This is a genomic window from Amycolatopsis sp. cg9 (assembly GCF_041346945.1).
Lineage (GTDB): Bacteria > Actinomycetota > Actinomycetes > Mycobacteriales > Pseudonocardiaceae > Amycolatopsis.
The window spans coordinates 9537623-9551273 of the sequence record NZ_CP166850.1 but is presented as its reverse complement, the minus strand read 5'-3'; the positions used below and the strand labels follow the sequence as shown (position 1 = coordinate 9551273).

Here is a 13651-nt window from a genome sequence, read left to right as displayed (position 1 = left end):
GGCCGCACCCGGAGAGACGAGGAAGCCGCGAAGGTACTAGTACCCTCGCGGCTTCCGTAAGACCGTCAGAGCGGGTTGAAGACACCCAGGGGTGCCGTGCAGAACGGGCCGCCGACGTACTCGGCCGCCGCCCCCGTGGGGGCGGGGCGAGAGGCCAGCTGCTCCGCGTACACCTCGGCGTCGTCCAAGGACTTGTAGCCCAGCGCCTCGGCTTCCGCCAGCGAGTAGATCCGGCGCGTGTTGTCCGAGACGCCCCAGATCAGCCGGTACCCGGGCGACGGTGCCGAGAGGCAGGCTTCGAACAGCCGGGCGCCGTCGTCCGGGGACAGCCACGTCGTCAGGCCGCGCGGGCCCAGCGGCAACGGCGTCTCGAAGCACGAGCCGATCCGGATCACGATGACGTCCATGCCGAACCGCGAGTGGTACAGGCTCCCCAGCGCCTCGATCGCCGCCTTGGATACGCCGTAGTACGTGTCCGGGCGCGGGGACGAGTCCGCCGGGAGGTCCTCGTCGTTGCGGCGGAAGCCGACCGCGTGGTTGCTCGACGCCAGGACGACGCGGCTGATCCCGGCGGAACGGGCCGCCTCCAGGACCGTCTGCGTCCCGTTGATGTTGACGTCCAGGGTCGCTTCCCACGAGTTCTCGCGGCTGTGCCCGCCGAGGTGGATCAGCGCGTCGACGCCCTCGCACGCCGCGGCCATCGCCTCGGGGTCGGTCACCGACGCCGTCACGACCTCTTCGGAGGCGTCCGACGCCGTCTGCGGCGCCAGGTCGAGCAGGCGCAGCACCCGGCCGTCGCGCTTCAAGCGGGGGCGCATCAGGGTGCCGACGACACCCGCCGACCCGGTGATGAGCACACGCTGGTCCGTCATGGATTTCCTCTCGGTAAGGGCGGCGGTCAGCGAATGCCGGCCCGGCGCAGCTGCTGCCCGAGCTCGGCGGTGGTTTCGGCGAGCAGCTCGCCGACGCGGCGGGCGTCGGCGTCGGTCACCTGGGAGATCGGCATCGAGCAGCTGATCGCGTCGGTGCCCGGGATCCGGTAGGGGATCACCGCGGCGACGCACCGGACGCCCAGCGTGCCCTCCTCGACCTCGGCGGCGTACCCGCGCTCGCGGGTCGCGGCGCACTCGGCGTGCAGGGCTTCGAGCGTGGTGATGGTGTTCGGGGTCAGCGCGGTCAGCGACGCCGGCATCAGCGCCTCGATCTCGTCGTGCGTCAGCTCGGCCAGCAGCGCCTTGCCCAGCGCGGTCGCGTGCGTGGGCAGCGTGCGCCCGACGCGGGAGACGAGGTGCGTGGAGCGCTGCGACTCGCGCGTCTCCAGGTAGACGACCTCGGTGCCGTTGCGGCGGGCGAAGTGCGCGGTGAAGCCGGTCTTCTCCCGGATGCGCTCCAGTGCTTCCGTCGCGAACGGGACGACGGCGTCGCGGTCCAGGTACGCCGTGCCGCAGATCAGCGCGCGGACGCCGAGGCGGTAGCGCGCGGTGTTGGCGTCCGCCTCCAGCCAGCCGGCCTCCAGCAGCGTCCGCAGCAGGCCGTGCAGCGACGAGCGCGGAAAGCCCGTGCGCGCGTGTAGGTCGGACAGCGACAGCCAGACGTCGTTCGCCGCGAACGTCTCGATGAGGTCGACGGCCCGGCGCGCGGACTTGACCCCCGACGATTCGGCGGGAGGGCCGTCGACCGCTACCGGGTTGTCCACCTTCTGCGGCATTTGTGCTCCTCCGTCCGGCCGTTGACTTGTGACTCCGGCCATATTAGCGTCCCGAACAACGTTCTTATGGATGAACATAATCACTATAACAGACTCCGTTCATGGATGTGAACATCTCCTTCGAGACCGCATCGACGTGGACGCGGAAGGGAGCCTGCGGTGCACGCACTCGACTGGACGATGGTCTGCGCGTACTTCGCGCTGATGATCGTCATCGGCTGGTGGTCGCACAAACGGGTCAGCGACGTGAAGGACTTCTTCACGGCGGGCGGCAAGATGCCGTGGTGGCTGGCCGGCATCTCGCACCACATGTCCGGCTACAGCGCCGTGCTCTTCGTCGCGTACGCGGGCGTCGCGTACACCAGCGGCGTCACCGTGTACTTCTGGGGCTTCGCCAGCATCGGCATCGGCGTGGGCATCGGCAGCTGGCTGTTCGCCGCCCGCTGGAACCGGCTGCGCTCGAAGCTCGGCGTCGCCTCGCCGCTGGAGTACCTGGCCAAGCGGTACAACGTCCCGACGCAGCAGGCGCTCGCGTGGAGCGGCAGCCTGCTGAAGATCTTCGACATCGCGGCCAAGTGGTTCGCCGTCGCGACGCTGCTGCACGTCTTCGCCGGGCTCGACTACAACCTCGGCATCCTGATCACCGGCGCGGTCACCCTCGTCTACTGCACCATCGGCGGGCTCTGGGCCGACGCGCTCACCGACTTCGGCCAGTTCGTCATCCAGGCCATCGCGGCGATCGTGATGATCGCCGTCGTCCTCGGCAAGCTCGGCGGCGTCTCCGCGCTGTGGACGATGTGGGACAAGCTGCCCGAGGGGCACGTGAACCCCGTGACGTCCAAGTACACCACCATCTTCCTGCTCGTCTACGTGCTGGTGAAGACGCTGGAGTACAACGGAGGCATGTGGAACCTGGCGCAGCGGTACATGGCCGCGCCGAGCACCCAGGAAGCCAGGCGCGGCGCGCGGCTTTCGTCGGCGTTGTACCTTCTGTGGCCGCTGGTGCTGATGTTCCCGATGTTCGCCGCGCCGCTGCTGATCCCGGGTGTCAAGGACCCCACCCAGTCCTACGCGATCATGACGACGACGTTCCTGCCGCCGGGCCTGATCGGCCTGGTGCTGGCCGGGATCTTCTCGCACACCATGGCGATGGTCTCCTCCGACGCCAACGCGATCTCCGCGGTGATCACCCGGGACATGATCCCGGCGATGTTCCGCCGCGCCCGGCAGTGGACGGACGTCCAGGGCCTGAAGGCGGCCCGGGTCACCACGGTGATCTTCGTCGCGCTGACCATGCTGGTGGCCACCCAGGCGCAGAACCTCGGCGGCGTGCTGCAGATCGTCGTCAACTGGGTCGCCGCGCTGATGGGCCCGATCTCGATCCCGCTGCTGCTGGGCATGCTGCCGTGGTTCCGCAAGTGCGGCCCGCGCGCGGCGCTGGTCTCCTGGGCGGGCGGCCTGGTCGACTACGCGCTCTGCTACTACGTCTTCACCGCGAACCAGACGGTGCTGATCGCCACGCCGATCCTGGTCTCGCTCGCCCTGTACGTCGGTCTCGGCCTGCTCGCGCCCGAGCGCAGCGCGGTCGCCGATGAGATCGTCGACACCGTGAACGCCGACGACGACGTCGACCGCACCAAGGAAGGCACGACCGTGCCCGCTTGACCGGCGCCGGTCCACCCCCGGCCGCACCCGACAAACGGAGAGCAGAAAACAGATGGCACAGACCGAGATCGCGCTGGACGGCCTGCTGGCCTTCCCCCTCACCCCGTTCACCGAGGACCTCGAGGTCAACCTCGACGCGCTCGCGGAGAACGTGGAGAGCCACATCGCGGCGGGCGCCGGCGCCCTGTTCGTCGCGTGCGGCACGGGGGAATTCAGCTCCCTGTCGCCGGCCGAGCACGCCGCGGTGCTCGCGAAGACCCGTGAGGTCGCCGCGGGCCGGGTCCCGGTCTGGGTGGGTGCGGGCGGGGGTGCCGCCTCGGCGCGGGCGGGCGTCGCCCTCGCCGAGGCCGGCGGTGCGGACGGCGTCCTGCTGCTGCCGCCGTACCTCGTCACCGGGCCGCCGGCGGGCCTGGTCGACTTCGTCCGGTACGCCGTCGGCGACTCGTCGGTGCCGGTGATCGTCTACCACCGCGGCACCGGCGTGTACACCGCGCAGACAGCGGCGGCGCTGCTCGACATTCCCTCGATCGTGGGGCTCAAGGACGGCTACGGCGACGTCGAGGTGATGACCCGGATCGTCACCACCATCCGCGCGCTGGACACCGAGCGGGCGCGGAAGTTCCTGTTCTTCAACGGGTTGCCGACCGCGGAGGTCTCGGCCAAGGCGTACGCCTCGATCGGCGTCGCCCGGTACTCCTCGGCGGTGCACTGCTTTGCGCCGGAGATCGCGCACCGCTTCCACCGCGCGCTCGGCGAGGGCGAAACCCGCGTGATGGACGCGCTGCTGACCGGGTTCTACCTGCCGCTGGTGGCGCTGCGGGACGAGACGCCGGGCTTCGCCGTCTCGCTGGTGAAGGCCGCCGCCCGGCTGCGCGGCGACAAGGTCGGCCCGGTCCGGCCGCCGCTGGTCGAGCCGACGCCGGAGCAGGTCCACCGGCTCGAGAAGGTCGTGGAGGACGGCTTCGTCACGCTGAAGGCGCTGGGCTGATGAAGATCCTCGATGTGGTGCTGACGCCGGTCGCGTTCGCGGACCCGCCGCTGCTCAACGTCATGGGCGTGCACGAGCCGTTCGCGCTGCGCAGCGTCGTGCAGGTGAAGTGCGAAGACGGGATCGTCGGGCTCGGCGAGTCCTACGGCGACTCCGCGTTCCTCGGCGAGGTGCGCAAGGTGCTGCCGCGGCTGCGCGGCCACGACGTCTTCGACCTGCCCGGCCTGCAGCGGCTGGTCGCGCAGGCGTTGTCGGACACGGTCTTGACCGACGCGCACGGGCTGATCGGCGGGTTCTCCATCCGCAAGACCGTGGCGAGCGTCTACTCACTGTTCGAGGTCGCGTGCCTGGACGCGCAGGGGCAGTACCTCGGCCGGCCGATCACCGACCTGCTCGGCGGCAAGGCGCGTGACGCCGTCGAGTTCTCGGCGTACCTGTTCTACAAGTACGGCAAGCACGTCGACGGCCGCGAGGACTCCTGGGGCGAGATCACCACGCCGGAAACCCTGGTGGGGTCGGCGAAGCGGATGATCGACGAGTACGGCTTCCGCTCGATCAAGCTCAAGGGCGGGGTCTACGAGCCCGCGCAGGAGGTCGACGGGATCCGCGCGCTGGCCGAGGCGTTCCCCGGGCACCCGCTGCGGATCGACCCGAACGGCGCGTGGACTCCTCGGACCGGCATCCGGGTGGCTGGTGAGCTCGACGGCGTCCTGGAGTACCTCGAGGACCCGACGCCGGGGATCGAGGGGATGGCCCAGGTGGCCGCCGAAGCGACGATGCCGTTGGCCACCAACATGTGCGTGGTCGACTTCGGCGACATCGAGCCGGGGTTCCGGGCGCGCGCGATCGGCGTCCTGCTGTCGGACCACCACTTCTGGGGCGGCCTGCGGGCGACGCAGTCGCTGTCGACGACGTGCGAGAGCTTCGGCGTCGGCCTGTCGATGCACTCCAACAGCCACCTCGGGATCAGCCTGGCCGCGATGGTGCAGGTCGCCGCGGCGACGCCGCACCTGACCTACGCGTGCGACACGCACTGGCCGTGGAAGGTCGAGGACGTCATCGAGCCGGGCGTGCTGGAGTTCCGCGAGGGTGCCGTGGCGGTGCCGACGACCCCGGGACTCGGTGTGCGGCTGGACGAGGACGCGCTGGCCCGGTTGCACGAGAACTACGTCCGATGTGGACTGACCAAACGGGACGACGTGACCTACATGCGGAAGTACGTTTCCGGGTTCGAGCCCAACACGGCGAGGTGGTGACCCGGTGAAGGTGACGGGATACGCCTACCCCTGGGACGTCCTGGAACCCGGGTTCGCTTCGCGCGTCCGGGACCTGGGGGTCGACGAGGTGGCCGTGGCGCTGTCGTACCACAGCGCCCGCGCGGCGACGCCGTGGTCGGCATCGCGGACTTCGGTTGTCGCCCGGCACGCGGCTTTCTACCGCCCGGTTTCGGACGGGTGGGGCGTGCTGCGTCCGTCCACTCCGGACTGGGTTATGTCGGAGGACTCCGGGGGCGACGCCGTCCGGCTGCTGAACGAGGCCGGGATCCCGGCCGCCGCGTGGATCGTGCTGACCCACAACTCCCGGCTCGGCTACGAGCACCCGGACGTCGTGGTGCGCAACTGCTTCGGTGAGCCCTACCCGTGGGCGCTGTGCCCGGCGCAGCCCGCGGTGCGCGAGTACGCGGCGAAGCTGACCGCGGAGGCCGTCGCCGGGCTGGAGCTGTCGTCGGTGATCCTCGAGGCCTGCGGCCCGCTCGGTGCGGTGCACCAGCACCAGCACGAGAAGACCGACGGAGTCTGGGCGCCCGCGGTGGCCCGGCTGCTGTCGATCTGCTGCTGCGACGCCTGTGCGTCGTCGTGGGACGTCGACGCGGACACCGTCCGGGCTCAGCTCGTCGAGGAGGTCCGGCGGCTGGTCGCGACCGGCGACCTCGGGGTGACGGCCGATGGCTTGCCGCCCTCGTTGACCTCGATGCTGCTGCGCGTCCGGCAGCAGGCGACCGACGAGCTGCGGGCCGCGGTGCTCGCGCAGCTGCCCGCGGGCGTCCGGATCGTGCTGCACGGCGCGCTCGACCCGTGGGTCACCGGCGCGCTGCCGGGCCTGACGCCGTCCGCTGCGGACGACGTCGACGCGGTCGTATTGTTCGGCTGGGCGCCCGCCACGGGTGCCGAAGCCGTCGCCGCGGCTCGCGAGGCGTTGCCCGAGCGGGTCGCGATCGGCAGCTACATCACCGCGGTCGCCGCCGCGCCGGTCCCGGACATCGCCGCGTACGCCGGCGAGCTGGCCAAGGCGGGCGCCGCGGAGCTGCACCTGTACCACCTCGGACTGGCCGGCCCGGGTCGCTGGGGCGACCTGGGCTCGGCCACCGCCGCCGCCCACGAAACGCACTGAGGTGAAGGGGACGTTGGTCGCATCTGATGAGCTGAAGGGGACCTTCCTCGCATCAGATGCCAGGAAAGTCCCCTTCAGCGCACGCCGACAAGAGCTAGGAGCTGCACCCCGATGAGCCAGGCCACCGACGCCGCCACGCTCGAGAAGATCCTGGCGGGGGCCGCCGCGGCCGCCCGCCCCGCCGCCGAGGCCACGCCGGCCGAGCGGTCCCGCTGGCTGGTCGCGGCCGCCGACGCGCTCGACGCCGCCGCGGACGAGCTCGTCCCGCTCGCCCACACCGAGACGCACCTGCCGGCCACCCCGCGGCTGGCGGGCGAGCTGAAGCGCACGACGTTCCAGCTGCGCCTCTTCGGCGAGACCCTGGCCGACGGCGAGTACCTCGGCGCGACCGTCGACCACGCCGACCCGGACTGGCCGATGGGCCCGCGCCCGGACATCCGCCGGGTGAAGACCGCCATCGGCCCGGTGCTGGTGTTCGCCGCGAGCAACTTCCCGTTCGCGTTCAGCGTCGCCGGCGGCGACACGGCGTCCGCGCTCGCCGCGGGCTGCCCGGTGGTCCTCAAGGCGCACCCCGGGCACCCGGAGCTGTCCGCGCTGACCGGCCGGATCGTGCGCGAAGCCCTGACCGGCGCCGGCGCACCCGACGGCATCTTCGACGTCATCTTCGGCCAGGAGGAAGGCGTCACGGCGCTGAAGGACCCGCGCATCTCCGCGGCGTCGTTCACCGGGTCGATCCCGGGCGGGCGGGCGCTGTTCGACATCGCGAACGCGCGGCCCCGGCCGATCCCGTTCTACGGCGAGCTCGGCAGCGTCAACCCGGTCGTCGTCACCGAGGCCGCCATCGCCGCGCGCGGGGAGGCCGTCGCGAAGGGCTACGCCGGGTCGTTCACGCTCGGCGCCGGGCAGTTCTGCACCAAGCCCGGGCTGCTGTTCCTGCCCGAGGACCACGGCCTGACGTCGACTTTGCAGGCCGCGCTGGACGGTGCCGCGGCCCAGCCGATGCTCAACGACCGCATCGCCGCCGGGTACGAGGCGAAACTCGCCGCGCTGCGCGAGGTGCCGGGCGTCGACGTCGTGTCTTCGTCGGCTTCGGAGTCGCCGTCGTTCACGCCGACGCTGCTGGCCACGACCGGCAAGCAGTTCCTCGAGGGTGGCCCCGCCGTGCACGAAGAGTGCTTCGGCCCGGCGTCGCTGATCGTCACCTACGCCGACCAGGCCGAGCTGCTGAGCCTGCTCGACGTCGTCGAACCGGGGCTCACCGCCACGATCCACGGCGAGGAGTCCGACGCGGACTGGCTCCGGCCGGTGCTGCCCCCGCTGGCCCGCATCGCTGGCCGGCTGCTGTGGAACGACTGGCCCACCGGCGTCACGGTGAGCTGGGCCCAGCAGCACGGCGGCCCCTACCCGGCCACGACCGCCCCGACGACGACGTCCGTCGGCACGGCGGCGATCGAGCGGTTCCTGCGCCCGATCGCCTGGCAGGGCTTCCCGGACGCGCTGCTCCCCGAACCCCTGCAGGAGGCCAACCCCTGGCAGCTGCCCCGCCGCACCGACGGCTCCCGCTGACCCGCACTTTCACGTGAAAGTGCCGACCTGGGCCCCGCACTTTCACGTGAAAGTGCGGGGTGATGCTCCACCACGCCGCCGCACAACTGAATTCCTTTCCCCGTAAGCCGAGGATGTCTTCCTGGGAGGCATTGTCATGCCCGTGAACCGGAGAAACGCGCTGCGCGGCGGCGCGCTGGCCGCCGCCGCTTCGACCGTTTTCCTGACCCGTCCCGCCTTCGCCGCTCCGGTGGCGGCCGCCGCCGCGGGTGGTGTGCCCGCGGCGACCGCGCCGATCGTCGCCGCATACCGGCAGCTGCAGACCGGCATCAACCGGCCGTCGCCGGAACGCACCGAAGCGCTGGCGAACCTGGGCCGCGTCGCGAAGGCGTACCACGCGAGCCTGTCCGTGGCCGGCGGCGGCGCTCCACTGTGGACGGACCTGCCGCTCGGCCCGGGCAGCGACTACACGACGTCGATGTACGCCCGGCTGCGCGCGATCGCCGTCGACTGGGGCACCCCGGGCGGTGCGCTGGCCGGCGACCCGGCGGTGCTCGACCGGATCAAGGCGGCGCTGGAGCTGATCTACGCCAGCCAGTACAACGAAAACGTCGGCGAGATCGGCAACTGGTACACCTACGAGATCGGCATCCCGTACTACCTGCTGCACACGCTTTCGGTGGTCGCCGGCGAGCTGACCGCGGACCAGCTCGCCCGCTACCTGGCGCCGGTGAAGCGGTTCGTCGGCGACCCGAACCGGCGCGCCAACAACGCGTCCGTCATCGAAACCGGGGCCAACCGCGCGGACAAGGCGCTCATCTCGATCGTGTCCGGCGCGATGCTCGGCGACCCGGCCTGGATCAAGACGGGCATCGACGCGCTCACCGACGTCGCCGGCGGGGGCGCGGCGAGCGTCGTGGCGAAGCTGGACCGCGCGGCCGGCGACGGCTTCCACGTCGACGGCTCGTTCATCCAGCACGACACCATCCCGTACCCCGGGCACTACGGCATCGTGCTGCTGACCGCGCTCGCCGGCGCCATCCACGTCACGCAGGGCACCGAGTACGCGCTCCCGCAGCCGCTGAAGGACAAGGTCTACGCGCTGGTCGCGGACAGCTTCGCGCCGTTCGTCTACGCGGGCGCGCTGATGGAGCCGGTGCGCGGGCGGATGCTGTCGCGGCAGGGGGAGACCGGCCACGACATCGGCCACCAGCTCACCGTCGCGACCCTCGTGCTGGCGCGGACGGCGGCCGGGAAGACGAAGACCGACCTCAACGCACTGGCCGCGAAGTGGATCAAGGAAGGCGCGTACGCCCCGTTCCTGAAGATCCCGGACCCCGAGCGGTTCGCGCCCGGCCCGGACCTGGTGGCGACGCCGGGCATCGAGTTCGCGCAGGACATGCTGGCCTCGGGCGCGCGCCCGGCGCGGGTCACCGCCACGCACCGGATCTTTGGCCAGCAGGACCGCCTGGTCCACGTCACCGACGACTGGTCGGCGTCCCTCGGCGTCAGCTCGACCCGGATTTCCCGCTACGAAGCCATCAACGGCCAGAACCTCAAGGGCTACCACGTCGGCGACGGCGTGCTCTACACGTTCCTCCCGAACGCCAAGGGCCACTACACCGACGCCTACTGGCCGACGGTCGATCCGCTGCTGCTGCCGGGCACGACGGAGCACGACGGCCCGGTGGACCCGGCGTTCGGCGGCGTGCCGGTCGGGCCGAACCAGCACACCGGCGGCGTCCGCTGGGACGCGCGCACGGGCGCCTACGCGTTCGACTTCAAGTCCTGGGACGGCTCGCTGGTGGCGAAGAAGTCGTGGTTCTTCACCCCGGCGGGGATCCTGTGCCTCGGCGCCGGGATCACCGGCACGTCCGAGCACGCGGTGCGCACGACGATCGAGAACCGCAACCTCGGCGAGGGCGGGCGCGGAGTGCTGCTGGCGGACGGCCGGCGGGTTCCGGCCGACCTCGGCAAGGCGTCGGCGTTGCGCCGTCCGCGCTGGCTGCACCTGGAAGACGTCGGCGGGTACGTGGTCCTGGACGGCGCTTCGGTGACGGCCCTGCGCGAGGACCGGACCGGCGCGTGGCGCGACATCGACACCGGCGCCAACACCAAGGGCACCACGACGCCGAACACGCGCCGGTACCAGAAGCTGGTCCTCGAGCACGGCGTAAAGCCGGCGGACGCGACGTACGCGTACGCGGTGCTGCCGGGCGCGTCGCCGATCGGCACGCCGGCGGCGTCCTGGGCGTGGCGCGTGCGGGCCAACACCGCGACGGTCCAGGCCGTCCGGACGGGGGACACGCTGCTGGCGAACTTCTTCGCGGCCGGTGCGGTCGACGGCGTCCGCGTGTCCGGGCCGGCGTCGGTGGCGGTGGGGCGCGGGCAGCTGGCGGTGTCGGACCCGACGCAGACACAGGACAGCGTCACGGTGACCGTGCACGGGAAGGCCGTGACGGTGCCGCTCAAGGGCACGTTCGGCGCGACGGCCGTGGTGCGGTTGTAGTGGTCTTCCCCGCCGGACCGGTGCCCCGACCCGGTCCGGCGGGGTCCCCACCTCGATAGCTGGGCCGCAGCCCGCACTGAAGTCCGTTCGGCTGATATCCGCTGCCCGCGGTAACGAGAGCCTGCCCGTCTGCGAGTCCCTGGACAGGCAAACCTCGGAGCGACCCGGATGAGCGACACCGAGAAGCCACGGTCACGATCAGCCAAGGCGACGAAGGAACCGAGCTGGGGCGGCAGCGTCGCTGCGTTGATGCTGCTCGCTGGAATCGTTCTCGTCATCGCCGTCGCGCCGGCCAGCTGTTCACCTGAAGACACTATGGGCGCACCGGGGTCCCCGCCTGCGCCACACACGGACACGACCGTGCCCATGACGAACCCCACTGCGCCGGTCCCTACCGGCTCCACTCCTCTGAGCAAGTTCGTGGCCGAGTGCGAGCAAGGCGTGAGCAACTGGAAGTCAGCACAGGTCGACTACCCCGCGACTGTCGCACTCGAGAAAAGGGTTGCGGGGGTCTACGTCGCGGCGGTCGACGTAGGGGATCAACCGTTGCCGCCGGACAAGGTGATCCCGGGCACGGACCCGACGTCAGCGCAGATCGGAGTCCAGTGCCTGCTCAGTGCCCGCCTCGTCGGGGACGACACAACGCACGTGTACCCGCCGGAGTGGGTGCCTAGTTTGTTCAACCCCGCCGGGGTCCTGAACTGGTCCTGGACGGTCACCGGCACCGCCTCGGGTAATCGGCAGCTACGACTGCAACTGCAACCGGCCGTAGCGGAAAGTGGAAATCGGCCTTACGTGGTTGCCGGCGGAAGTCCGCAGCGGACGCTGACCTACGTATCCCAGCTTGACGTGCACGAACCTGCACAGACCTTCTTCGAGGCCGTAGCCGAGAATTGGGGGATCGTGTCTGCCGTGCTGGTAGCTGTTGGCGCTGCGGTTGTCGGCGTGGTCAAGTGGGGCGGCGATCTCGGCGATGAGCTCCGGCGTTTTCGGGCCAGTTGGCGACACGGCAAATCAGATGCCATCGAACCGCAGACGACGAGCTCTCCGACGACCAAGGCAAAGACGAAGACGCGGCGCACATCGAAGAATTCCGCCAAAGGCGGCCCGAACCGCCGAAACTGACAACACCGAGCCTGCGCCAGCCGATAAACGACCTGGCTGCCCAGTCGCCCGACTGCCGTTGCGGGATTAGGCTGGAATCCATGACCGGTGCCGAACACGTCGACGTCCTGATCGTGGGGGCCGGCTTGTCCGGCATCGGTGCGGCGTGCCGGCTCCAGGAGCGGCTGCCGGGCAAAACGTACGCCGTGCTCGAGGCGCGTGACACCATCGGCGGCACCTGGGACCTCTTCCGCTACCCGGGCATCCGGTCCGATTCGGACATGTTCACCCTCGGCTACCCGTTCCGCCCGTGGAAGGACCCGAAGGCGATCGCGGACGGGCCGTCGATCCTGGCCTACATCCGCGAAACGGCGGCCGCGCACGGGATCGCCGGCCGGATCCGGTTCGGGCACCGGGTGGTGCGGGCGTCGTGGTCGTCTTCGGCGGCGTTGTGGACGGTTTCGACGGCGCACGGCGCGACGTTCACGTGCCGGTTCCTGTACCTGTGCAGTGGTTACTACTCCTACGAATCCGGGCACGTCGTCGACTTCCCCGGCCGCTCGGAGTTCGCGGGCGAGGTCGTCCACCCGCAGCACTGGCCTTCGGCGTTGGACTACTCGGGCAAGCGGGTCGTGGTGATCGGCAGCGGCGCGACGGCGGTGACGCTCGTCCCGGCGCTGGCTTCCCGCGCTTCGCGGGTGACGATGCTGCAGCGGTCGCCGTCGTACATCGTGGCGCGCCCGGGCCGGGACGCGCTCGCCGACCGGATCCGCGCGCTGCTGCCGGAAAAGCTCGCGCACCGGGTGGTCCGCGGCAAGAACGTGGTCATGGGGACGCTGTTCTTCCAGCTGATGCGCCGGCTCCCGGACCGGGCGGCGCTGGCGCTGCGCAAGCGGGTGGCGGCGCAACTGCCGGCGTCGATCCCGGTGGACCCGCATTTCGTGCCGTCGTACGACCCGTGGGACCAGCGCCTGTGCCTGGTCCCGGAAGCGGACCTGTTCAAGGCGCTGCGGTCGGGCAAGGCGGACATCGTGACGGACGGGATCGCGCGCTTCACCGCGTCCGGCGTGGAGCTGACGTCGGGACGCTCCTTGCCGGCGGACATCATCGTGACGGCGACGGGTCTGCGCCTGGTGGCTTTCGGCGGGATTTCGCTGGAGGTCGACGGGCGCGCGATTTCTCCCGGCGACCAGCGGGCGTACAAGGGGATGATGTTCGGCGGCGTCCCGAACCTGGCGTGGTGCGTGGGGTACACGAACAACTCGTGGACGCTGCGGGCGGACCTGACGTCCCAGTACGTGTGCCGGCTGCTCGCGCACCTGGACCGCCACGGGTTCGCGTACTGCCTGCCGGACGCGGCTTCGGCTTCCTCGGCGGGCTCGACTCGCCCGATCGTGGACCTGCAGTCCGGGTACATCAAGAGGGCCGCCTCCGACCTGCCGAAGCAGGGCGGAAAGCGGCCCTGGATGATGCGCCAGAACTACCTGCTGGACCTGGCGGACATGCGCTTCAACCGGCTCGACGACGGCGTCATGCGGTTCGAGTCCCGCACGCCGGCGAGCTCGGTTCAGCCCTGACGCGCCTTCGAACGCGGGTCGTCCTTGTTGATCACGAACACGCGGTTGCCGCGGCGGATGACCTGGGAGCCCTGCCGGCGGGCCAGCGAGCGGATCGAGCTGCGGACCTTCATGGTGACCGTCCTTCCCGTGGGACCCCTCCCACACCCTCCCCAACACCTTCC

General features: G+C 70.8%; 11 protein-coding genes. 8 read left to right on the top strand and 3 right to left on the bottom strand.

What is annotated here, in order from left to right:
- Positions 1-65: 65 nt before the first annotated feature.
- Positions 66-872, bottom strand: coding sequence for an NAD-dependent epimerase/dehydratase family protein (locus AB5J73_RS43820; RefSeq protein ID WP_370965347.1), 807 nt, complete (start codon positions 870-872; stop codon positions 66-68).
- A 26-nt stretch (positions 873-898) separates the two neighbouring features.
- Positions 899-1708 (bottom strand): IclR family transcriptional regulator, encoded by an 810-nt coding sequence (locus AB5J73_RS43815; RefSeq protein WP_370965345.1) that lies wholly within the window; start codon positions 1706-1708, stop codon positions 899-901.
- Positions 1709-1867: 159 nt separating this feature from the next.
- Here AB5J73_RS43815 and AB5J73_RS43810 point away from each other — a divergent pair, with 159 nt between their 5' ends.
- The 8 genes from AB5J73_RS43810 (at position 1868) to AB5J73_RS43775 (ending at position 13487) form a co-directional block, all read left to right on the top strand.
- Complete coding sequence (locus AB5J73_RS43810; protein ID WP_370965343.1) at positions 1868-3373, top strand: sodium:solute symporter family protein; 1506 nt, start codon at positions 1868-1870, stop codon at positions 3371-3373.
- 52 nt (positions 3374-3425) lie between these two features.
- Positions 3426-4361: a 5-dehydro-4-deoxyglucarate dehydratase gene (locus AB5J73_RS43805; protein WP_370965341.1), complete on the top strand. Its 936-nt coding sequence runs from the start codon at positions 3426-3428 to the stop codon at positions 4359-4361.
- On the top strand, positions 4361-5617 hold the full coding sequence (locus AB5J73_RS43800; protein WP_370965339.1) for a glucarate dehydratase family protein: 1257 nt from the start codon (positions 4361-4363) through the stop codon (positions 5615-5617). The genes AB5J73_RS43805 and AB5J73_RS43800 overlap by 1 nt, the downstream gene beginning before the upstream one ends.
- A gap of 4 nt (positions 5618-5621) precedes the next feature.
- Positions 5622-6752 (top strand): hypothetical protein, encoded by a 1131-nt coding sequence (locus AB5J73_RS43795; RefSeq protein WP_370965337.1) that lies wholly within the window; start codon positions 5622-5624, stop codon positions 6750-6752.
- A 111-nt stretch (positions 6753-6863) separates the two neighbouring features.
- Positions 6864-8318, top strand: a complete 1455-nt coding sequence (locus AB5J73_RS43790) for an aldehyde dehydrogenase (NADP(+)) (protein WP_370965335.1) — start codon at positions 6864-6866, stop codon at positions 8316-8318.
- A gap of 136 nt (positions 8319-8454) precedes the next feature.
- Complete coding sequence (locus tag AB5J73_RS43785; protein ID WP_370965333.1) at positions 8455-10806, top strand: polysaccharide lyase 8 family protein; 2352 nt, start codon at positions 8455-8457, stop codon at positions 10804-10806.
- Positions 10807-10974: 168 nt separating this feature from the next.
- Positions 10975-11931 (top strand): hypothetical protein, encoded by a 957-nt coding sequence (locus AB5J73_RS43780; protein ID WP_370965331.1) that lies wholly within the window; start codon positions 10975-10977, stop codon positions 11929-11931.
- An 80-nt stretch (positions 11932-12011) separates the two neighbouring features.
- A complete protein-coding gene (locus AB5J73_RS43775; RefSeq protein ID WP_370965329.1) occupies positions 12012-13487 on the top strand; it encodes a flavin-containing monooxygenase in 1476 nt (491 codons plus the stop codon).
- On the opposite strand, the gene AB5J73_RS43770 is transcribed toward AB5J73_RS43775, so the two are convergent.
- Complete coding sequence (locus AB5J73_RS43770; RefSeq protein ID WP_370965327.1) at positions 13478-13600, bottom strand: 50S ribosomal protein L36; 123 nt, start codon at positions 13598-13600, stop codon at positions 13478-13480. The genes AB5J73_RS43775 and AB5J73_RS43770 overlap by 10 nt on opposite strands.
- Positions 13601-13651 lie beyond the last annotated feature (51 nt).

What these genes read in the sequence shown, in the direction of transcription:
- AB5J73_RS43770 (WP_370965327.1), bottom strand. Translation starts at nt 13,600, where the DNA reads ATGAAGGTCCGCAGCTCGATCCGCTCGCTGGCCCGCCGGCAGGGCTCC.
- AB5J73_RS43790 (WP_370965335.1), top strand. Translation starts at nt 6,864, where the DNA reads ATGAGCCAGGCCACCGACGCCGCCACGCTCGAGAAGATCCTGGCGGGG.
- AB5J73_RS43785 (WP_370965333.1), top strand. Translation starts at nt 8,455, where the DNA reads ATGCCCGTGAACCGGAGAAACGCGCTGCGCGGCGGCGCGCTGGCCGCC.
- AB5J73_RS43775 (WP_370965329.1), top strand. Translation starts at nt 12,012, where the DNA reads ATGACCGGTGCCGAACACGTCGACGTCCTGATCGTGGGGGCCGGCTTG.
- AB5J73_RS43815 (WP_370965345.1), bottom strand. Translation starts at nt 1,708, where the DNA reads ATGCCGCAGAAGGTGGACAACCCGGTAGCGGTCGACGGCCCTCCCGCC.
- AB5J73_RS43820 (WP_370965347.1), bottom strand. Translation starts at nt 872, where the DNA reads ATGACGGACCAGCGTGTGCTCATCACCGGGTCGGCGGGTGTCGTCGGC.
- AB5J73_RS43805 (WP_370965341.1), top strand. Translation starts at nt 3,426, where the DNA reads ATGGCACAGACCGAGATCGCGCTGGACGGCCTGCTGGCCTTCCCCCTC.
- AB5J73_RS43800 (WP_370965339.1), top strand. Translation starts at nt 4,361, where the DNA reads ATGAAGATCCTCGATGTGGTGCTGACGCCGGTCGCGTTCGCGGACCCG.
- AB5J73_RS43780 (WP_370965331.1), top strand. Translation starts at nt 10,975, where the DNA reads ATGAGCGACACCGAGAAGCCACGGTCACGATCAGCCAAGGCGACGAAG.